General features: G+C 65.4%; 19 protein-coding genes, 1 tRNA gene and 1 rRNA gene. 12 read left to right on the top strand and 9 right to left on the bottom strand.

The window, feature by feature from the left end; translation table 11 throughout:
- Together rrf and ABID41_RS18365 are read left to right on the top strand one after the other, a co-directional pair.
- Positions 1-78: ribosomal RNA gene (rrf, locus tag ABID41_RS19370) — 5S ribosomal RNA — on the top strand; the annotation flags it as partial.
- Positions 79-128: 50 nt separating this feature from the next.
- Positions 129-205: transfer RNA gene (locus ABID41_RS18365), tRNA-Met, on the top strand.
- Between the two features lie 106 nt (positions 206-311).
- Here the strand turns inward: ABID41_RS18365 and ABID41_RS18360 are convergent.
- From ABID41_RS18360 to ABID41_RS18340, 5 genes are read right to left on the bottom strand one after another with little or no spacing between them, the layout of a single operon-like run.
- Entirely contained in the window at positions 312-683 is a 372-nt protein-coding gene (locus ABID41_RS18360; protein WP_354298408.1) for a hypothetical protein, read from the bottom strand.
- Positions 680-2,239 (bottom strand): carboxylesterase/lipase family protein, encoded by a 1,560-nt coding sequence (locus ABID41_RS18355; RefSeq protein ID WP_354298407.1) that lies wholly within the window; start codon positions 2,237-2,239, stop codon positions 680-682. The genes ABID41_RS18360 and ABID41_RS18355 overlap by 4 nt, the downstream gene beginning before the upstream one ends.
- A gap of 15 nt (positions 2,240-2,254) precedes the next feature.
- Positions 2,255-3,787, bottom strand: coding sequence for a carboxylesterase/lipase family protein (locus ABID41_RS18350; protein WP_354298406.1), 1,533 nt, complete (start codon positions 3,785-3,787; stop codon positions 2,255-2,257).
- Between the two features lie 14 nt (positions 3,788-3,801).
- A complete protein-coding gene (locus ABID41_RS18345) occupies positions 3,802-5,184 on the bottom strand; it encodes an MmgE/PrpD family protein (RefSeq protein WP_354298405.1) in 1,383 nt (460 codons plus the stop codon).
- The gene (locus ABID41_RS18340; RefSeq protein ID WP_354298404.1) at positions 5,181-5,900 is read right to left on the bottom strand and encodes an IclR family transcriptional regulator; all 720 of its coding nucleotides are present in this window, start codon (positions 5,898-5,900) and stop codon (positions 5,181-5,183) included. The genes ABID41_RS18345 and ABID41_RS18340 overlap by 4 nt, the downstream gene beginning before the upstream one ends.
- Positions 5,901-6,126: 226 nt before the next feature.
- Between ABID41_RS18340 and ABID41_RS18335 the strand changes: the two genes are divergently transcribed.
- Positions 6,127-6,780: a dienelactone hydrolase family protein gene (locus ABID41_RS18335; RefSeq protein WP_354298403.1), complete on the top strand. Its 654-nt coding sequence runs from the start codon at positions 6,127-6,129 to the stop codon at positions 6,778-6,780.
- 808 nt (positions 6,781-7,588) lie between these two features.
- Positions 7,589-8,452 (top strand): SDR family oxidoreductase, encoded by an 864-nt coding sequence (locus ABID41_RS18330; protein WP_354298402.1) that lies wholly within the window; start codon positions 7,589-7,591, stop codon positions 8,450-8,452.
- A gap of 123 nt (positions 8,453-8,575) precedes the next feature.
- Here the strand turns inward: ABID41_RS18330 and ABID41_RS18325 are convergent, their stop codons facing one another.
- The gene (locus ABID41_RS18325; RefSeq protein ID WP_354298401.1) at positions 8,576-8,980 is read right to left on the bottom strand and encodes a hypothetical protein; all 405 of its coding nucleotides are present in this window, start codon (positions 8,978-8,980) and stop codon (positions 8,576-8,578) included.
- Positions 8,981-9,172: 192 nt separating this feature from the next.
- Between ABID41_RS18325 and ABID41_RS18320 the strand changes: the two genes are divergently transcribed.
- Complete coding sequence (locus tag ABID41_RS18320; RefSeq protein ID WP_354298400.1) at positions 9,173-10,036, top strand: LysR family transcriptional regulator; 864 nt, start codon at positions 9,173-9,175, stop codon at positions 10,034-10,036.
- Between the two features lie 453 nt (positions 10,037-10,489).
- Here the strand turns inward: ABID41_RS18320 and ABID41_RS18315 are convergent, their stop codons facing one another.
- Positions 10,490-11,329: a porin family protein gene (locus tag ABID41_RS18315; protein WP_354298399.1), complete on the bottom strand. Its 840-nt coding sequence runs from the start codon at positions 11,327-11,329 to the stop codon at positions 10,490-10,492.
- On the bottom strand, positions 11,326-13,539 hold the full coding sequence (locus ABID41_RS18310; protein WP_354298398.1) for a TonB-dependent receptor: 2,214 nt from the start codon (positions 13,537-13,539) through the stop codon (positions 11,326-11,328). Before ABID41_RS18310 ends, ABID41_RS18315 begins: the two co-directional genes overlap by 4 nt.
- Before the next feature lie 420 nt (positions 13,540-13,959).
- Between ABID41_RS18310 and ABID41_RS18305 the strand changes: the two genes are divergently transcribed.
- The 7 genes from ABID41_RS18305 (at position 13,960) to ABID41_RS18275 (ending at position 18,767) form a co-directional block, all read left to right on the top strand.
- On the top strand, positions 13,960-14,463 hold the full coding sequence (locus tag ABID41_RS18305; RefSeq protein WP_354298397.1) for an RNA polymerase sigma factor: 504 nt from the start codon (positions 13,960-13,962) through the stop codon (positions 14,461-14,463).
- Entirely contained in the window at positions 14,463-15,488 is a 1,026-nt protein-coding gene (locus tag ABID41_RS18300; RefSeq protein WP_354298396.1) for a FecR family protein, read from the top strand. Before ABID41_RS18305 ends, ABID41_RS18300 begins: the two co-directional genes overlap by 1 nt.
- A gap of 266 nt (positions 15,489-15,754) precedes the next feature.
- Positions 15,755-16,264: a winged helix-turn-helix domain-containing protein gene (locus ABID41_RS18295; RefSeq protein WP_354298395.1), complete on the top strand. Its 510-nt coding sequence runs from the start codon at positions 15,755-15,757 to the stop codon at positions 16,262-16,264.
- Complete coding sequence (locus ABID41_RS18290; RefSeq protein WP_354298394.1) at positions 16,261-17,301, top strand: zinc-dependent alcohol dehydrogenase family protein; 1,041 nt, start codon at positions 16,261-16,263, stop codon at positions 17,299-17,301. The genes ABID41_RS18295 and ABID41_RS18290 overlap by 4 nt, the downstream gene beginning before the upstream one ends.
- Positions 17,298-17,600 carry a tautomerase family protein gene (locus ABID41_RS18285; RefSeq protein ID WP_354298393.1) on the top strand — a complete coding sequence of 101 codons (303 nt, stop codon included), beginning with the start codon at positions 17,298-17,300 and terminating at the stop codon, positions 17,598-17,600. Before ABID41_RS18290 ends, ABID41_RS18285 begins: the two co-directional genes overlap by 4 nt.
- Before the next feature lie 67 nt (positions 17,601-17,667).
- Complete coding sequence (locus tag ABID41_RS18280) at positions 17,668-18,276, top strand: FMN-dependent NADH-azoreductase (RefSeq protein ID WP_354298392.1); 609 nt, start codon at positions 17,668-17,670, stop codon at positions 18,274-18,276.
- On the top strand, positions 18,273-18,767 hold the full coding sequence (locus ABID41_RS18275) for a nuclear transport factor 2 family protein (protein WP_354298391.1): 495 nt from the start codon (positions 18,273-18,275) through the stop codon (positions 18,765-18,767). The genes ABID41_RS18280 and ABID41_RS18275 overlap by 4 nt, the downstream gene beginning before the upstream one ends.
- 169 nt (positions 18,768-18,936) lie before the next feature.
- Here ABID41_RS18275 and ABID41_RS18270 read toward each other — a convergent pair whose 3' ends face one another.
- Positions 18,937-19,257, bottom strand: a complete 321-nt coding sequence (locus ABID41_RS18270; protein ID WP_354298390.1) for a helix-turn-helix transcriptional regulator — start codon at positions 19,255-19,257, stop codon at positions 18,937-18,939.
- Positions 19,258-19,443: the final 186 nt, after the last annotated feature.

Here is a 19,443-nt window from a genome sequence, read left to right as displayed (position 1 = left end):
TTCCGAACTCGGTCGTTAAGCCTCTCTGGGCCGATGGTACTTCGTCTTAAGACGCGGGAGAGTAGGTCGCCGCCAGGTCTACCAAACGGATGCAATACAAAAACCCTTCAACCACAATCACACCCTGACGCGGGGTGGAGCAGCCCGGTAGCTCGTCAGGCTCATAACCTGAAGGTCACAGGTTCAAATCCTGTCCCCGCACCCAAGGTCTCCCAGTCATCTCACAAAAGGCCCGTCGACAACACGACGGGCCTTTTGCGCGTTCCGCGTCGCTCGATCGCGGCGCCGGCGCGTGGGCCGGCCTCCCAGGCCTATTTCGCGACCATGTCCCGCCGCAGCCAGCGGCAGGTGATCAGGAAGAACGCGCCCGATACGGCGTAGAAACCCGAGGTGATCAGCAACGCCCTCTGCAGGCTCTGGGGGTGGGCCACCGCGCAGGCGCCCTGTTCTGCGGCGGCCAGGGCGGTCCGGGCCGCGCCTTCGCAGGCTTCGCGCGTGAGATGCGAAAGGCCGAGGTCGGCCACCTGCATCGAGAAGATCACATCGCTGACGGCGCCAATGAACAGCGGCCCCAGGCCGTAGCCCAGCAGGTTGACCACGAACAGCAGCACGGCGGTAAGGCGGACGTTGGCGCCGGTCCGCTGCCAGCCCTGCAGCCTATGTCCGCTTGTCGCGCGGGTCACCCGCCGGCGGCGGGCTCCGGGCGCCTTGCCGCCTGCTTGGACCAGTAGTCGCGAAAGAATCCCCGCGGATCGGCGACAGATCGCGTGGGATGGCCGAAGACCAGAGTGTCGCGTTCGGCCAAGTCATAGGGCGCCCAGTGTGGGGTTACCGCATTGTCCGGCCGTCCGTTGGCGGCGAGCGCGACCCAGGCCGAGGCGATCTCGTCCGCGAGGCGCAGGTTGTCTGTGGTCGGACCGGCAAGCGGAAAACGGACGTCATGCATTGAATAGGCGACGTCGATTCCGTGCACTGCGCCATAACGCCCGCCAAAGGCGGGGCTGGGGCTCGCCCAGAGATATGACCATGTCGGCGCGCCGCCTCCGGCGATGCGCCTCTCCAGCATGGTCGTGGCGCCCAGCCGGAACGAGCTGTCCGAGTTGATGCGGGCGTTGATGATGAAGGGCGTCGCCTGCCCGTCCTCGTCGCGATAGGCGGCCAGCAGCATGGCTGCGTCGCCGCCTACGCGACGCTCCAGCCTTCGCCGCACCTCGTCCCAGCCCATGTCGAATTGGGTCTCCCGGTAAGTCCGCTCGTCCAGCGCGGTCGAGACCACCAAGGGCACGTCTATCGACTCGGGTGGCGCGCCAGGGGCGAAGGGGTGGTGCGGGATCGCATCGCCGAGGACTGGCGCAAACGACCGTGGAGCCTCGCCGCGGGCTCGATCCTCAGCCTCCACGTCTGCCTGAGCGGCAAGCAAGGCGGAGAACGGGACCGCCTGCAGGTCGCGGATCTGGTCGGGACGTAGGCCTAAGCGCCGCAGGAGCTGATCGGCGGCCTTGGCCGCCTGATCGCGCCTCATGGCCGTCAGCCGTGAGCCGCTCATGACACCGGCGCTGGAGAACAGACCTTTTGCGCTGGGCATGCCCAGCAGATGGCTGACCTTTGCGCCGCCCCCCGACTGGCCGACGATCAGTACCCGCCTTGGGTCTCCGCCGAACGCCTCGATGTTGCGCGCGACCCACTGAAGCGACGCGACGAGGTCCTGCATGCCGGCGGCTCCAGAGTCGGCGTATGGTCCTTCATCAGCGAGGTAGAGGTAGCCCAGAGCGCTCAGTCGATGGTTGACAGTGACGACTACGCAGTCGCCGAACCGGGCGAGCATCTCTCCATCGCCACCGGGATTGTTGCTCGATCCGCCATAGAAGCCGCCGCCATGGAAGCGGACGATGACCGGCTTCTTCGCCGCCGGGTTCGGATCGGGCGTCCAGAGGTTCAGGACCAGGCAGTCCTCGCCCATGCCGCCCGGCTGCACGTCGTTCAAGATCAGATCAGCGTAGGCGTGCCGACGGTCTCCAGGGATCTGCGGGGCGATATTGCCGTAGTCCAGGGCGTCGCGGACCCCGGCCCAAGGGACGACGGGCTGCGGGGGCCGAAAGCGGTTCGCGCCAGAGGTGTCGGCGCCGTAGCGCAGGCCCTTGAAGCTGCTGATCTTCCCGGACCGAAGTCCGCGGACCTTGCCCTCCGCCGTCTCGACGATAGGGAAAAGTCTGGCTTCGGCGCTTCGGGCTTCGGACATGGCGGTCTCCTGGGGTCAGCGATGCAGGGCGCGGCCCATCTGCTGGGTCTCGTAGCGGCTCATGAAGCGCCGCTCGGCGCTGTGCGGATCGTGGGCGAGGCGGGTAGGCGTGTCGAACAGCATCACCGGACGATCGGCGAGGTCGTAGGGCGCCCATGCCGGGATCGCGGCGTTGTTCGGGTCGCCGCTTCTAGCGAAGCTGATCCAGGTCTCCGACATCGCCTGGGCGAGCGCCCGGGTTTCATCGGTCTCAGGACCGGTGAGGTGGGGGGCTTTGGCGACGTTGTCGAACATGAAAGGCAGGTCGAGGGTGTGCTGACTGATCCGGCGGCCGCCCTCCGCAGGTGAGCGCCAGGTAAGCTGGTAGGCATAGGTCGGCGCCGCGCCGGCGATGACCCGCTGCTCGGTCATGATCGTCTGGTCGCGGACGTAGCCGCGGGCCGAGGTGATGGTGAAATAGAGCTCGGTGGGTGAGGCTTCGGGGCTTTCGGCCTTGAAGACCGCGATCGCCTCGTCGACGTCTTCGACGGGCACATAGCGCCCCAGACGCCGCTTCAGTTCGGCGGTGTCGAGGTCGAACACACCGTCTTCGTACCCGAGCTGGTTGGAGAGTTCGGTGCGCGTGGTCCCGACCATCATCGGCAGATCGAGCGAAACCTTCGGGGCCTCCGGGACGAACGGATGGGTCTGGAACGCCAGGCCGTCCAGCACCGGCGAGAACCGCGAGCGGCTTTCGCGCATCACCTTGAACTGGGCGGCGCTCAGCGCCTCGGTGGGAAACTCCAGCAGCCTGGCCGCTTGACCCGGAGCAATGTCGAGCACAGCCAGCAGCATGTCGGTCAGGCGGGCGGCATGTTCCGGCGACTGGACGCGCAGGTGCGAGCCGCTCTGTACGATACCGCGCTGGAACAGGCCCTGGGCCTCCTCGCCAGCGTAGCAGAGGCTCACCTTTCGGCCGCCACCGGACTGGCCGAAGATGGTGACGTTATCCGCATCGCCGCCGAAGGCGCCGATGTTCTCCCGCACCCAGCGCATGGCCGCGATCAGGTCCAGGTAACCCGCGTTGCCGGACGTCGTGTAGTCGGAGCCAAGCCGCTCGCCGAGGAAACAGTGCCCGAAGACGTTGAGGCGGTGGTTGATCGATACGATCACCACGTCACCGCGCAGGGCCAGCCGCGTCCCGTCATAGACCCTTTGCGACGCCGATCCGGCCTCGAAGCCGCCGCCATGGAACCACAGCATTACCGGCCGTCGCGCGTCGTCGATCCCGGGCGTCCAGACGTTCACCCGCAGGCAGTCCTCGCTCATCGGACCCTTGTCGGCGAGCGGCCCGCGCATCTGCGGCGACTGGTGGCCGTACTCGAAGGCGTCCTGCACGCCGGTCCAAGTGATCACCGGCTGTGGAGGGCGGAAGCGGTTCGCCCCGCCCGTGTCGGCGCCGTACCGCATGCCCTTGAAGACGTTGACACCGCCCGTCCGCTGGCCGCGCACCTTGCCGGCGGCCGTCTCGACAATCACGGTCTCAGCGTCGGATGTTACGGCGCTCATGGGGTCACCTCGTTCTAGCGGGCAATGAGTTCGATCAGGGCGCGGGCGTCGGGCAGGGCGTGCAATTGCGCGGTGGCGGCGACGACTGCGCTTGCGCGCTCGGGCCCCAGAGCGGGGGTCATCAGCGCCAGGGCCTTGGACTCCACCTCTGCGCTGCTCATCGGGTGCGTCGGATAGCCGAGCACGTGAGGTACGAAGGCTGATTCCTGTCGCCCGTCGGCCAATGTGACGGTCACCCGCGCAGACTCCGGCCGCGGCGCGGGCGGCGGGATTTCCTGGGCAGGGTCGTGACGGATCTCGACTCGCGCCATCAGCGCCTTGACGGCCTCGTCGTGGGCCATCCGCTGCAAGCTTTGCGCCGATACGAACTCCAACTCACCATCCAGCAGGATGATCGCCGTCAGATAGCGCAGATTGAGCGCCGGCATGGCCGCGTCTCGGAAGGCCTCCCAGCGTCCTGGCATTTCGATGAGCACCCCTTCCACCGGCGCCGCGCCGATCGCGGGCAGCATGCCAAGCAGGGCCTCCACCGCGGGCTGCGCGGGACCGCCGACTGGATATCGCTTGAAGGCGGTGAGCGGCAACTCTGAGCGTTCGTCGAGCTGCGAGACGAGATAGCCGCGGTCTCCGTCGCCCGCGGAGAACAGGGCGCCGCGCATCCAGCCTGCGGGATGGTCGAGCGCGCCGCGCACGCCTCGGAAACCGGCTTCGACCATCAGGGCGGCGCGCAGCCCGGCCTCAGCGCCCAGCCCGGCGAATACGAAGGCCTTTTCGATGTGCTCGACATCGAGCAGCCACTGCCAGGAGCCGGCCGCCTGCTGGGCGCAGTAGGTCCAGACGTCGCTGATCCGATCTTCAGGAAGGCGCATCAGCGCCGCTGCGGTCGCCGCAGCGCCGAAGATCGGGCCGATTCCATGGTTTGCCAGACCTGCGCGGCGCAGGTTGCTCAGCCCGAGCGCCTTGGGCATGCGGCCCGCCAGTTCATAGCCGACGGTGACCGCCCGCAGGAGCTCCGCGCCGCTGACGCCGCGCCTTTCGGCCAGCGCCAAGGCTACGCTGACGATGGCGGGGCCTGGCTGGACGAAGGCCGAGGGAATGAAGTCGTTGATCTCCGCCGCGTGGGCCGTCATCGCGCTGGCGAACGCCGCGTCCACCAACCCCGCCCGGTCACGCGTTCCCAAGATGGTCACCATGCCTTGGCCGCCGCTAAGCGATAGGGCGTAGGTCCTGGCCAGGGCGGCCGGTTCCAGGTCGCGGCAGGCGACAATGGACGCCAAGGTGTCGAGGATATGCACTCGCGCCAGATCGCGGTGCGGCCGGGGAATTTCGCGCCCAAGCGCGCTGGCGACGAAGGCCGCAAGCTGGGGCTCGACAAACAGTCCGCCGGCGTTGGTCATGGTCGATCCATCGACTCGGCCATGCGGGCCGTTGTTTCGAGCAACGCCTCGACGATGGCGTCGCGCCGCTTGTCAGTCACGCGCTCGGCCGGCGCAGACACCGAAAGCGCCGCCTCAATGGGTGCGCCTCCGGTTACGACCGCAGCGCCGATGCTCGTGACGCCAGGGCTGTAACCGGAGAGCGCGTATCCCCGCCGCCTAGCCTCATCGAGTTCGGCAAGGACGGCGGGAACGTTCAGTGGGCGGGGGGTCACCGCCCGCGCGACGCGTTCAGCGCTGTCTGGACGCGCAGCGAGGATCGCCTTGCCGCTGGCGGTGAGCACGGCTGGAACGCGGCTGCCGACGCGCGTGAGGAAGCGTACCGGCCGCGGTGCGATGAGTTTTTCCAGATAGACGACGTCGTCCCCCGACAGGACCGTGAGGCTCACCGTCTCGCCGGTCGTCCGATGCAGGCCCTGCATGAACCCGGCTGCGGCGCGCCGGATCGGATGCTTGGCTGCAACCGCCGCGCCCAACTCCCAGGCTTTTAAGGTGGCGCGGTAACGGGAGGACCCATCCTGCTCGACGTAACCCAAAGCGTTCAAGGTTCCGAGAATGCGATGGGCGGTGCTCTTCTGCAGGCCGGTTTCCGCGGCCAGGTCCGACAGCCGCACGCCATCGCCTGCCCTGACGAGGGTTTCGAGAAGCTGAAAACTGCGTGCGACCGCGCGATCCATATAGTCGATGTTTCCCCTGGCGCCTTGCCTCCATCCTCGCATAGGGTTTCTCAAAATTCCAATGATCAGAATATAGTTCCGCGAGGCGGAACGGGAGGGGGTCGTGGAGATTAGAAGCGAGAAAACGTCGGGCGGCGTCGTCAGGCGCGAGTTCGCGATCGAAGTCGCTGGCGAGACCGTCCCCGGTTGCCTCTGGACGCCCGAAGGGGCGAAGGGGCCGCGTCCCTTGATCCTCATGGGCCATGGGGGTTCGCAGCATAAGAAGGTGGCGAACATCACCGCTTCGGCGGAAGCCCACGCCCGCCAGCTGGGCTATGCGACCGTCGCCATCGATGCGCCGGGACATGGGGATCGGATCAGCCGCGAGGAGGCTGATCGCGCGCGGGCGGCCGCGGTCGCAGCGGGGCAGGCGGCGCGAAAGGGAGGGACGGCTCGCCCCTCCAGAATTCCGGGCAACGCCGCTAAAGCGGTCGCCGAATGGAAGTCGACGTTGGACGCCGTGCAGCAACTGGATGTCGTCGGAGCCGGCGGTCCTGTCGGCTATTGGGGCGTTTCGATGGGGACGCGGTTCGGCGTGCCGTTCGTGGCCGACGAGCCGCGGATTACCTGTGCGATCTTTGGGCTGTTCGGCGTCTTCCCGGGTCTTGAAGACCACAAGGCCGCCGCAGAACGCATCCGCATTCCGCTCCTGTTTGCCTTCCAGTGGGATGATGAGCTCATGAGCCGCGAGCAGGGCATGGCGCTATTCGACGCTTTCGGCTCCACCGAGAAGACCATGCATGTCAACCCGGGCGGCCACGTCGGCGTCCCGTCATTCGAACGCGAGGCCTGGCTGGCTTTTTGGCGGCGACACCTGTCGCCGGCGAAGCAGACGCTGTGATGAACGCGTCCGCTGTTGGTCTTGGAGCCAATGTCTCTTGCTGGCGCCAGGCGGCCACTCGGCCGTTAGAACCTGCGCCGCACTCCCATGCTCTTTGGCATAGGTGAGACCATCGATCATATCTGAAGCGTCACACTACCGGGGTCGGCTTTACCGCAAGACTGGGTCGCGTTCGATGCCAGCATTCGGATTCGGCCGTTCGACAGGTCGAGGAGCCGAAGAAAAGCTAGGCGGGGGGCGCCGAAACCGCCCGCCATAGCGGAACACCGCTTGGAGGGCGCCCGGAAATCCCCGGCTGCGTCCTCATGCTGGGCTGCGAGATCTGCGGCTATCGCAAGGGCTATACCTTGATCTTCAGCGCGCGCACGACTGGCGCTCCTGGCCCGCCTGGGACTCCTGAGCCTAGGTCGCTCGGAGCCCTCGAACAGGCGTTGCCGCCATGGGACAAGCACCTATATTCGTTCCGCTGTCCCCACTGCGGGACTCAGTACATCGATTTCAAGAGGTTTCCCGAGCAGCGACGTAGTGAATACTACGGAAATACGCATTTCGGGCCAGAACCGATCCGGCGGGAGCCAACATCACCGATCCAAGAAGGTCGACCGCCTAGGCGAGGCTGGCTGAAGCGCCTCTTCAAGTACCTGGTAGTGGTTCGCTTTCGGCGGAAGCCCCTCGCTTTGGCTACGGAGTAAGCCCCGTCCCGCGCCGCCACATCTGCTCTCAGCCTCTCACAGCAATTCACTCCCGGGCCGATTACGTCGGGTGCAGGGTGAACCTCGTCATGCATTCAGCATTTCGGGAAACAACGATGCCAAAGACGATCTTGATCACCGGCGCCTCTTCGGGGATCGGCCGGGCGGCGGCGCAAAGGTTCGCAGCGGGGGGCTGGAATGTCGTAGCGACTATGCCCGACGTCGCCGCGGCGCATGGACTCGTCCCGTCCGAGCGGTTGATGATCCATCCCATGGACGTACGCGACGAGCGGCAATGCGCCGACGCTGTCGTCGCCGCCGTTGGTCAGTTCGGCCAAATTGACGCGTTACTCTCCAATGCTGGCTATGGGCAGTACGGGGCCTTCGAAGCGATCTCCCAGCAGCAAATTCACGACCAGTTCGCCGTGAATGTCTTCGGAGCGATGAACATCCTGCGAGCCGTGCTTCCGGGCTTCCGGGCCCGCGGCGCAGGCACAGTGCTGGTGACAAGTTCGGCTGGAGCGCGAGTAGGACTGCCGACGTCGGAACTCTACATCTCGACCAAATTCGCGCTCGAAGGTTTCTTTGAGTCTATTTGGTATGAGCTTCGTGCAGTAGGCGTCGCCGTAAAGTTGATAGAGCCTGGCGGCGTCGAGACAGACTTCCATTCGACGGCGGACCGAAAAACCGCCGGCGGGGGCGGTATCGCCGCCTACGAAACCATCTATGCCAAGGTCGTTCAGCACCGCGATATGATCATCGCGTCGGGAACATTGGCCAAAGCCGAGCAGGTCGCCGACGTCCTCATCCGGGCCGCGACCGATGGCGATACGAAGCTCCGTTACCTCGTGGGAGAGGACGCGGTGGCGCTTGTTGCAGCAGTTCGTGAAAAGCCGGAGGCGGAGGCGCTTGGCATGATCGCGCGCGAGTATGGCCTTCCTGAACTCGCCCCCGACACGTCGGAAAGACTAAGCGACTGAGCCGGACTTCGGCGGCGCGGCTGTCCGATCTGAACGATCTCCCCCGCGGAGGCAAAAAGACGGGAGGTCAGTGGTGGCCCGACACCGTTGGGCGCTGTCCCGCTGACCTGTGTCTCGCGGGCATCAGCGCCTTGGTTGTCGAGCCTCGCGGCTGGACCACCGGACGACCAGTCCCACCACGACGGCAGCAACGACCGTGGCCGCCAGGACTGCTGCGCCCCATAACCGCTGGGGCCGCTCGAAAGTTCGCCGAGCGTCCTCGCGCAAGGCGCACAGAAGCTCATCGTCGTCGACTGTGTCGAAGTCGGACCAAGCGGCGTCGACGGCCTGCCACGCGAGTGCATTCGCCGGGTCGCTTGCTAGCCAGTTCGCCAGCAATTGAGCTTCAAGACCGGTCATGCCCGCCGCTTGCCTCACGCGCAGGAGCGCGGCCGCAGCACTAGGGCCCATGATCTTCAGGCGATTGAGGGTCAACGCGTCGCCCACCTGGCTCGCTTCACGCATGCGGAACTCCGTTTGAACCGTCATGGCGCGCTCGTGGGCGACCCCACTAGGGCCGAACCCGGCAACCCTCTGTCGCCTTCAGCGGAACGCGGCGCTCAGTCGGCGGCCGGCTCACAAGAATTCACGCGCTTTCACGGGGAGGGATTCGACCTGGGCGCGGCGAGGGCGCTACGTTCACCCACCTGTCGTGGAGCACGTTGGTGACTCGAACCGCACATGAGGCTTGAAGACCTCCGAACCTTCGCCGCAGTCGCCCAGGCCCAGGGGGTAACCGGCGCCGCGCGCCGGCTCGGTGTTTCAAAATCGATCGTCAGCCGGCGTTTGGCGCGGCTGGAAGCGTCGCTGAACGTGCGCCTTATCGCGCGGACCACCCGCGGCGCGACGCTGACGGAAGCGGGCGAAACCCTTCACGAGCACGCGGTCCGTATTACGGCCGAATGTGAAGCCGCCGTGGACGCGCTCTCTCCGGCCGGGGAGCTGCGTGGACGCCTGCGCATCGCCGCGCCCATTTCCTATGGCACGCTAGAGCTAGCGGATGTGATCTCGGCCTTCGCAGCGGCGCATCCGGGTCTGCAGGTGCAAGCCGCATACTCCGACCGTATCGTGGATCTGGTCGGCGGCGGCTTCGACGTGGCGCTACGAGTGGGTTTCCTCCCAGACTCGCGGCTAATGGCCCAACGCCTCAAGGCCATTGATGGGCGGATGGTGGCCAGCCCTGCCTACCTGGCGGCGCATGGCGAGCCGGTGTCTCCCGAAGACCTGATAAACCATGACATGGTCGCTCTGGGAACGGAGACATGGCCGCTGCGAAATGGAGGTCAAGTGATCAGCGTGCGGCCTCGGGCGAGGTTCACAGCCGACAGTGGAGCAGGCCTTGTCGCCGCTGCAATCGCGGGCCTTGGCCTGGCTCTACTTCCGGACTTCCTTGCAGACGAGCATATCGCCACCGGACGCTTGCAGGTCGCCATGAGAGCTCACCCCATGCCGCAGGCAGCACTTTTTGCGGTCCGTCCTCCAGCAGGCCGTGCTCCCATGAAGGTCGATGCGTTCGTCAGATTTCTTCGTGATCGTCTTCGTTGAGGCTCACAGGCGGCCTCCCCAGATCGGAGAGAACCGATTGCCCAACTAGTTCAGAGCGGGACCGCCGAATGGCTGGAGGTCCGTCAACTTCCTTCTAGCCGTATGAGCATAGTGACGGCTTGGATGTTTCGGTGCTTCCAACTCCCGAGAAGAGAGGACCTCTCTTCTCGCCACTCAGCCGCTGGCAGACGCACGGGCCCTCGTTTCGACCCGGGTTTCCAAAACGGCTCGCTCCTGAGCGACTTGCTCCTCGGTCTCCTAGTAGAGGCCGAATTTGGCGAGCATGCGCTGCGCGTGTCGCGTCGACTCTGGAGCCGGATGCAATCCTTGTGGGGCACACTGAGTTCACACCACTCTAGCCTCAGCAATTCCGCACTGGCTAGCAACGAGCGAATGTCGAAACTAAGTGCGACCGCGGATGCCGTCACTGCGCCAGGTCGCGGTCGTATCCCTCTAGAATGTTGTACTGAGCGTCACGACAAAGCGCCGGCGACGTGGATCCCCATAGCGGCTGTATCCCGGAAGGGGCGGTCCCGACGTCCCGTAAATCTGCGTGAGCGCAAAGCTGCTTTCGCGGGGCGGCGCCTTATCGAGAACATTGACGACACCAAAATCAATGCGGGCGCGATGGGCGCCGGCGAAGCCGGCCGGCGGACGCCAGCTCGTGCGAAGGTCCAGGTAAGTCTGCGACGGAATTCGCTCTGAGCCCTGGTAGGCGATTGTCTGGGTCGCAGCGGAGGCGGAAGCCGTCGGCGGATAGATGCGATAGCTGTCGTAGTATTGCAGATTGGCGCCGAGTGTCACGGGGCCTCGAGTCCAATCGGCGCCCATATTGCCTTTCCAGGCGAGAGGGCGGCCGAGGAAGGCGATTTGATCGATCCTGGCGTGGAACGGCTCCTTTTGCGACTGACGTAAGAAATAGGTTGCGTCGCCATAGAGCTGAAGTTGGCCGCCGCCGAACGGCAGCGACGAGGTGAATTGCCCGTCGAGCGTGTCGATCACGAGTTCACTGCCGTTCTGCGGACGCGCGTCGAACTCCACGACTCGGCCCGCCGCATACCCGAGCGCGCGGTCGGCGTCGGTCAGAGGCGCCCGCAGGATCCGGCCCCTCCAGTTATCCTCGTTGTCGATAATGGTCTGGTAGGTTGGCGTGAAAACAGCGTCGGTCTTGCGGATTTGCGAGTAGTCGAGACTGAAGCGGAGCCTGTCTTGGCCGAAGGGCGTGAAGATCGCCCCGACAGACGCCGTGCTGACCTGCACATTGGTGAGGTCGGGCGAACCCAGCGTCTTCAAGGTGAGCGGACCTCGTTTCCCATCACCTCCCCCGGTCGCTTGGGATCGCGTTCGCCTCCCAACAATGAAGGGCTCACGACGACTTCGATCAGCGCAGGCAGCGCCGGCGGGGTCGCTCCGGTGGCGTAGCTCCCGCGCAAGGTCAGCCAAGGCGCCGGAGAGACCTTGGCGCCGAGGGTGTAGGTCGTGGCGTGGAACCTCGCCTTCAAGCGCTCCGTGGTGGTCGGCGCGCGCGGATTTCGCGCGAATTCATCAGTCTCGGTGTCCTCACGAACTGCGAGCTGGACCTCAAGGGCGCGAAGGACCTCCACCGGGGCGTCGTCGCCGAACACACGGGTTCTCAGTTCGGCGTAGAGCGAGGAGGTGGCGCTCTTTCGCGAAGCGATGTTGGCGATCGACAGACCCGCGTCGCCATCAGTGCGGATGGCGTAACCGGGGACCTCCTCCACCCGCCTTTCAGCGAGCAGGCTTAGGGTCGCTGGACCCTGAGTGGTGCGAAACACAGGCCCGGACAATCGCAAGGCGACGTCCGTGAAATCGTTCTTGATCGTTTGCCTGCTGATCGAGTTGGAAATGTAGGCGGACGCTGCTGTCTGGAATGCGGTCCACTCGCCGAAAGGGTTGGGGGCGCGGACGTTGGGCGGCCGAAGGAAGTTCGAATACTCACGCGTCTGCTGCGCGTAGTCATACTGCGCACGCCCAATGGCGAGATCGGCCGCCCCCTTCCAGCCGACCGCGAGCGGGAAGAGGACCCCCGCGGTATACCGCGAGGTCATGACCTCCGATGTCCGGCGCCAGGCGGGTCCATTAAGCGGATACGAAATCTGGATGTCCCGGGTGAACGGGTTGTTCGGTGAACTTGCGGGTAGGAATTCGACGGGGTCGCGGCCCTGACCTCGGTAGTCTCCCCTGTTCCAAAGCATCACCACGTCCAGATAGGTCTCGATCCCGCCGTCAAATCGATGTCGGACATTGGCCAGCAGCGCGCCGAGTTGGGGCGATGACCCGATTGGCGCTTCCGCCATCCCCTCGGAGAGCCCCGCGTCGAAGCGCCCCGCGTTGCGCGTGAGGGCGCCGACCAGATCGTCCGGGACGCCTGACAAGCCCACCGGAAGGAAGGTGATGTTGGAAGGGATGGTGGCGCCGCCATACTGGGGCTTGAAGGTCAGGGAGCTTCCGCCGCTTGAGCTGGCGACGAACACCGAATTGGCGTTGGGGCCCAGCGCCACGATCTGCCTCGGAGCATTGGCCGCGCTGATCTGACGGTCCGCGTCGAGGTAGCGGCGTCGGCCGTTCGCCAACGGCTCAGATCGCGAACCGCCAACGTAGAGATCAACATCGGTTCGACTGTCGCTTGAAGTGAAGCCAATTCGGCCCTCCAGACTGAATTGGCCCGCATCGCCCCGCGAGGAGAGACCTGCGGTGGCGTGGGTCTCGACCCCCGGCCGATCCCGTGCAAGGACAACATTGACTACGCCGCCTAAGGCACCGAACCCATGGATGCCGCCCGCCGCACCTGTCAGAATTTCAATCCGCTCGATGGCGTGCAGGGGCACAGCGTTGATGTCGGTTTGCCGAAAGCCGAACACGGTGACGGGGATGCTCGGCATGCGCCGGCCATCGATCAGAACCAGAGTGCCGCTCGGCCCGATGCCCCGAAGATCAACTTCGGAAATGGTCTCGCCTCTCGTGTCCAGACTGGGAGGCGACGCGCTGGTGTTTGACGGCACCCGGGCTCGCAGGAACTGGTCTAGATGGTCCCGGTTGGCGCTGGTGATCTCGTCGCCGGAGACCACCCGATAGGGTTGGATATCAGTCTCCAGTCGGCGGATGTCGGCGTTCTGGCTACGACGACCTACCACCAGCAGCTCGGGCAAGGTCACATCCAGTCGCTCCATGGGTGGCGCGGACGGCGGCTCTACAACCCACATTCCGGACGGGGAGCGCCTCACGACGAGGTTCGTGCCGGTCAGCAGCTTCGCAAAGGCCGCGTCAGCGGTCATGCGGCCGCGGACCGGGGACGAGCGGAAGCCGCCTATGCGATTCCGATCGAAAAGAACTTCGGCGCCGGTCTGTTCTGCAAGGTCAATGAGCGCTTCTGGCAAGGGGCCGCCGCGGACATCCACCGGAACGGCGTAGGTTTGCGCAGCCGCTGGCGCGGCGAGAGCCAAGGTGGCCGCCGTTGCGCAAAGAAGCGCCGCTTGCGCCATTGTTCGACCCCCGCCCAGCGCCGCGCCGGACCAAATGCCAACAGCGACGTTCCCGATATGATGATTAATCGCCAATGTCGGGTGCGCTACAAATTTTTGGTCGACGAAGGAGGCCGTCTTGCGTCAAGCTGCAGCTCTCCGGCGGGGCGCAGGATTGCTTCATCACTTCCTATTAGGCACGTAAAAGTTGTGTTTTTGCCGCTTCTCAGCCCGGCGCTCCGAGCTGCGGTCTAAACGAGTTAGAAACAAGCCATTTTTGTACCGCGCAGGTCCCTTCTTGCCTGGATTCTCACTGCAAGCAGACCTTCCGATATGGATCGGCCTTCATGATGTAACCAGCCTGGGGCAGATCCGGCGGCGGTCTGCGGCCAAGCTTGGTCCGAGGTTTCCAGGCCATACTTCACCGGGAGCGAGCGGCCAGTGAGCGAGCTGTCGGTGCTCGACCGAGCCGAACCCCTACGCCAAGGGCTGGCGCAGTATTTCCGACGGCGGATCCCAGATCCCTCCGAGGTCGACGATCTTGTTCAAGAGGTCTTCGCCCGGATCGTCGCTCGCGACAGCGATGAGCCCATTCAGCATCTCGGAGGCTTTGTCTTCCAGATCGCCGCCCGCGTGCTCGCCGATCGAGGACGTCGCCGCTTCGCGCGCAAGGCCAACGCCCACGTAGTATTCGACGCCGAGCGTCATGCCGAAGAGGATTTCGACCCCTATCGCATCTTGGCGGGCAAGCAGGAGCTTCGCGCAGCCACCGAAGCCTTGCTTGGTCTCCCGCCTCGCACACGTAGGATTTTTATCCTGCATCGCCTTGAGGGGCGAAAATCGCGGGAGGTCGCCGATCAACTCGGTATTTCCGTGAGCGCGGTGGAAAAACACATGGTGAAGGCGATGCAGCACCTGAGCTCCGTGCGGCGAGGGAGATCGTGATGCACGAAGTCCTGACGCTGACCGACCTGCGCGCAATGACCCCGGACGCCGCGGCCGCGTGGCTGGTCTATCGGCAGGCCGAGGGAGCCGGCCCATTGGACACCGCCTTGCTCGCCGATTGGCTGGAGCTTGATCCGGCGCACCTTGAGGCTTGGCGGCAGGCCAACGGAGCATGGTCCGACTTCGAAGGCGCCGCCGACGACGAGATCTTGGCGGCCTTGAGAGCTGACGCTCGAGCGGCGGGGCCTGAACAGCCGAAGTGGCGCTTCAGCGCGGCTGTGGCCGCTGCAGTGCTGGTGGTGGCCGTCGGGGCGATGATCGGTGTCGCGGTGCAGGGGCCCCAAGGCCCAGCAAAGACGCCACCAATAGCGGCTGGCTCTCAGGCCCCGGTGCCCTACGCGAATTCCCAGGCTGGTCCGCTCTCGTTTCAGTTGGCGGACGGAACACGAATGACCTTGCGTGCCGGCAGCCAAGCCCAGGTGGCGCTGTCGGCCAGCCAACGCGACGTACGCCTGGTGAGCGGGCGCGCGTTCTTTGACGTCGCCCATGATACGCGGCGCCCCTTTTCGGTTCACGTGGCCGACCAAAAAGTCGTGGCGCTCGGGACGCGGTTCGACGTCCAGCTGCGACCGGGTGAGTTGCAGGTCGTGCTGGTCGAGGGACGCGTGTCGGTCCGCGCGGCGCAGGTGGCGGGCGCGGCGATCCTTCTGGAGCCTGGCCAGCAGCTTGTCATCCGAGAGGGAGCGAAGCCCGTGGTGTCGCCAGCCGATCTGGACGAGGTGGCCCGATGGCAGGCGCGCTATGTGGTCTTCGAGAACGTCACTCTTTCCGAAGCCGCCGCTCAACTGAACCGACTTGGGGCCAAACAGCTGTTGGTTCGTGATCCCGAGGTGGGAGCGCTGCGGATCACCGGCCGCTTCCGTGTAGGCGACATGGAGGGCTTTGGTCAGTCGCTATCCCTGCTGCACCCGGTGCACGTCGTGCAACACGGTCCCAACCAATGGGAGCTCGTGGAGGGTCGCTGAAGGCGGCCCAGTCGCTTCTCGGAAGTTTCTGCTGCGGGTTTTGGCTTCGGCCGCGACCTTAGCTTCAGCACCGGTGAAGGACACTGACAATGAGCGCAAGCGGACCGCTGGCGACTGAGCTGGATGAAGTTACACATTGGCCTCTCGGGCGTTGCGCGTCCGAACCGTCCGACGCTGGCGGGTCCCCGCCCTCCACCGAAGAGCTCCGCTTCCGGAGCTTCCAGTTCTTACCATTTGCGCGGATTCTGCTCCGTGACGGCCAGCCCGTGGAGATCGGCAGCCGGGCGTTCGACCTGCTGCACATTCTTCTGCGTGCGCGAGGGCGCGTTGTGGCGCGGGCAGACCTGTTCCGTCATGTCTGGCCAATGACGACCGTCGATGACAGCAATCTACGTTTCCAGATCTCCTGCCTGCGCAGGGCGCTCGGCAAGGACCGCGAACTGCTCAAGACGGTGCCTGGCCGCGGCTACATGCTGGCGGCCGAAGTTACCGTCCAAAGCCCCAGCGTCGCTTATCCGGCCGCGGCGGAGGCTGTCGCGGCGCTGGCAAGGCCAGTCGACGATGCTGGGGATCCCGAGCGTTTGCGCGGCCTGCTTCGGTCGGTGCTCGACGAACTTTGGGCGATGTCACGCGAAGCGCGTGAGGCCGGCGCGCCTCCGCAGGCGTCCGATAAACGCGCCGGAGAGGCTCCTGTCCAAGTGGGCGCGCCCCGCAACAAGGCCCGGCCGCCCCAAGCGTCCTATCCAGATCGAAACGCCACGGAGTCAGTATTATGAGCCGTCCCACCATGAAGGCCCTGGTTCTCGACCGAGCCGGGGGGGCGTTTCGAGAAGCCGAGCTTGATCGACCGGTCCCGGGCCCGGGACAGGTTTTGGTCCGTGTCGCAGCCAGCGGCGTGAATCCCCTGGACCTGAAGATCCGCGCCGGCGAAGCCGCGCACGCCAGGCATCCAGCGCCGGGCGTCCTGGGATTGGATCTCGCAGGCCTCGTCGAGGCGGTCGGCCAGGACGTGGTCGCATTCCAGGCAGGAGACCGCGTGTTCGGAATGACCGGCGGCGTCGGCGGTATACAGGGGTCGCTGGCCACCCACGCCGCGGTTGACGCGCGGCTCCTGGCGCCGGCGCCCGAGCGGCTGACGCTCCGTGAGGCCGCCGCCCTGCCGCTCGTTTCGATCACCGCCTGGGAAGGCCTGGTTGACCGGGCCAGGGTGGAGCCGGGTCAGAAAGTTCTCGTCCTTGGGGGTGGCGGCGGCGTGGGCGGCGTCGCCGTTCAGATCGCTAAGGCGATGGGCGCCGAGGTCTTCGCCGTCGACGGCCAAGAAAAGGAGGCGCTGCTGACAGAGCTCGGCGTCGTCGCCATCGATCGTCGACGGGATGTGCATGATTACGTGGCCGAGCACACCGGGGGGCTGGGTTTCGACCTGGTTTATGACACGGTCGGGGGGCATGGTCTGGACCTGTCCTTCCAGGCCGTCCGGCGTTTCGGCCACGTAGTGAGCTGCCTTGGATGGGGGACGCACGCGCTTGCGCCCTTGTCATTCAAAGCCGCCACCTACTCAGGGGTCTTCACCCTTCTGCCGCTGCTTACGGGGGAGGGCCGCGCCCACCATGGCGAAATTCTGCGCGAGATCTCCCGTTTGGCGGACAGGGGGCAGCTTCGCCCGGTCCTTGATCCGACACGCTTTGTTTTCGCTGAGGCCGCGGCCGCGCACGATTGGATCGCCGGCCGGCGATCGACGGGGAAGGTTGTTGTCGAGATCAGTGCTGACGCGACCGACCGCGCCGCCCCACCCCTCAGAAAAGGAGAACTATGATGCCATTCCTGAACGTGAAACTTGTCGAAGGCGTTTTCACGCCCGACCAGAAGCATGAGATGGCCAAGGCCCTCACCGACGTGATGGTTCGCTTCGAAGGCTCTGAAGCGTTCCGTGAGGTCGTCTGGGTGCTGATCGAAGAGTTGCATCCCGACGGATGGCACATTGGCGGCCGCCCCTTCGAAGGACCAAAGTCCCTGAAGGAGGCTATGGGGCGCGTGGCGGCCATGGACGCCACCATCACGGGTCATCCCAAGACACGGGGCGAGTGGGCCGAGGCGGCGCCGCCGACCTGCTAGGCTTTTGCCAGGACCTGCGCAGCCATTCACAGCGATACGATCCGAAGCCGCGCAATTGGAGTTCGCGATGCGAAATGTTCTCGTCCTTAACAGCGGCGTGAGCCCAGATTCGGTGTCGCGGCGATTGGTCGGCCACGCAGTGGCGGTGGTCTCGACCCAATATGAGGTCCGGCTGGTGAGACGCGACTTGGCGATCCGTCCGCCCCCACATCTGACGCCGGAGACCCTCGCCGGTGTGAGGGGAACGCCAGCCACCCCCGCCGAGCGGGCGACACGCCTTCTCTCAGACCAGTTCATCGCCGAGCTCAGGGCGGCCGACCTCATCCTGATCGGTTCGCCCATGTATAACTTTGGCCTGTCGACAGCCCTCCGTGCATGGTTCGACCATGTGGTGCGCCCCGGCGAGACCTTCGCCTATGTCGACGGCGTCGTGCGCGGACTGGTGGCGGGCAAGCGGGCGATCGTTCTGGAAAGCCGTGGCGGTCGCTACATGGAAGAGCCCGCGCGGGCGACCGATTTCCACGAGCCCTACATCCAGCAGCTGTTGAGCTTTATTGGCGTGACCGACGTCAAGATCATCCGGGCGGAGGGGGTTGGGTATGGGGCTGAGCGGCGAGCGGCCGCTATAGCCGCAGCGATGAAGGAGATCGATGCGTTGAAGGAGCTTGCCGCGTGAACGGCATAAAAGACGGCATCGTCGCCTATGAGGTCGGCGAAGCCATCCGTCGGGCGAAGTCCCGCTATTGCCGTTTCGTCGACACCAAGCAATGGGAAGCGTTTGAACGCTTGGCTCTTCCAGACGCGCCCTTCACCTTTCGTGATGTCGCGGGGGAAATCATCCAGCAATTCGCGTCGCCGCGCGAGATGGTCGCAGCCTCAAGGCCTCTGTTGGCCGGCGCGCGCTCCCTGCATCGCGTGAGCAATTCTGAGCTGACCTGGCGGGACGACAACACGGTCGCCGCAATCTGGGCCATGACGGATCGCATCGTCTTTCCGGCCCGAGACGGCCAGGGGGACGTCAGCCTAAGGGGCGCTGGCCACTATCATGAGCTCTGGACCCGCGCCGGCGACGGCTGGCGGCTCGCGGAGCTGGAATTGCAGCGGACGTTCTTGGAGTTGGGGCCGGACGCTACGGCCACGAGCGGCGCAGTCAGTCTCTTCGACTGAGGCAAGCGCCGAGAATTCGGTCGCTTCGTTGCGAACCGCCTATGGTCTTCTGAGGGATGACGAGCGGGGCGCCGGCCGACCTGGAGGGGCCGGGCGCGCGAGGCGACACCCCTCGCCGGTGCGTGCGCCGATGGCTCTCGGGCGCGCGGCCAGCCCAGTCAAAACGAGGCTAGGTGGGGTCGCCAGGCGCCCTTCGCCGGTGGCGTCGCCACGAGCCGGGCGCTTGGCCATAGCGTTTTCGGAACACCCGCGTGAAATGGGCTTGGTCATAAAGTCCACACGCCAATGCAATCTGCGCCAATGGCTCGTCGGACCCCACCATCATCTCGCAGGCGCGGGCGATGCGGCGTTCCAGGAGGTAAGCGTGAGGCGGCAGACCAAAGGTGCCGCGAAACGCCTTCGAGAAATATCCGGGGGTGAGGCGGCTCAAGGCCGCGAGATCCTCCACCCGGATACAGACATCAAGATGGCTTGTGACAAACGCCGCCACCCGGCTCGCCTGCCAAGGCGCGAGCCTGGGATTGCGACCGTGCGGGCCAGGTTTAAGCGGTCCGCCCGGTTGCTCGACTAGGCGCAACGCTTGATCAAGCCATGCTCTCGCGCCAGGTCGACTGGAGTCGATGAGCGTCAGAGCCTCGGAGAGCAGGGCCCGCAACATCTCCGGCGGAGCGCCAGA

Origin of the sequence: Phenylobacterium koreense (genome assembly GCF_040545335.1) — a bacterium.
GTDB lineage: Bacteria > Pseudomonadota > Alphaproteobacteria > Caulobacterales > Caulobacteraceae > Phenylobacterium > Phenylobacterium koreense.
This window is presented reverse-complemented; position numbering and strand designations above follow the sequence as displayed.

Coding starts and splice junctions, on each gene's coding strand:
- ABID41_RS18330 (WP_354298402.1), top strand. CDS start 7,589: ATGCCAAAGACGATCTTGATCACCGGCGCCTCTTCGGGGATCGGCCGG.
- ABID41_RS18280 (WP_354298392.1), top strand. CDS start 17,668: ATGCGAAATGTTCTCGTCCTTAACAGCGGCGTGAGCCCAGATTCGGTG.
- ABID41_RS18350 (WP_354298406.1), bottom strand. CDS start 3,787: ATGAGCGCCGTAACATCCGACGCTGAGACCGTGATTGTCGAGACGGCC.
- ABID41_RS18345 (WP_354298405.1), bottom strand. CDS start 5,184: ATGACCAACGCCGGCGGACTGTTTGTCGAGCCCCAGCTTGCGGCCTTC.
- ABID41_RS18300 (WP_354298396.1), top strand. CDS start 14,463: ATGCACGAAGTCCTGACGCTGACCGACCTGCGCGCAATGACCCCGGAC.
- ABID41_RS18325 (WP_354298401.1), bottom strand. CDS start 8,980: ATGACGGTTCAAACGGAGTTCCGCATGCGTGAAGCGAGCCAGGTGGGC.
- ABID41_RS18340 (WP_354298404.1), bottom strand. CDS start 5,900: ATGGATCGCGCGGTCGCACGCAGTTTTCAGCTTCTCGAAACCCTCGTC.
- ABID41_RS18355 (WP_354298407.1), bottom strand. CDS start 2,239: ATGTCCGAAGCCCGAAGCGCCGAAGCCAGACTTTTCCCTATCGTCGAG.
- ABID41_RS18290 (WP_354298394.1), top strand. CDS start 16,261: ATGAGCCGTCCCACCATGAAGGCCCTGGTTCTCGACCGAGCCGGGGGG.
- ABID41_RS18285 (WP_354298393.1), top strand. CDS start 17,298: ATGATGCCATTCCTGAACGTGAAACTTGTCGAAGGCGTTTTCACGCCC.
- ABID41_RS18320 (WP_354298400.1), top strand. CDS start 9,173: ATGAGGCTTGAAGACCTCCGAACCTTCGCCGCAGTCGCCCAGGCCCAG.
- ABID41_RS18310 (WP_354298398.1), bottom strand. CDS start 13,539: ATGGCGCAAGCGGCGCTTCTTTGCGCAACGGCGGCCACCTTGGCTCTC.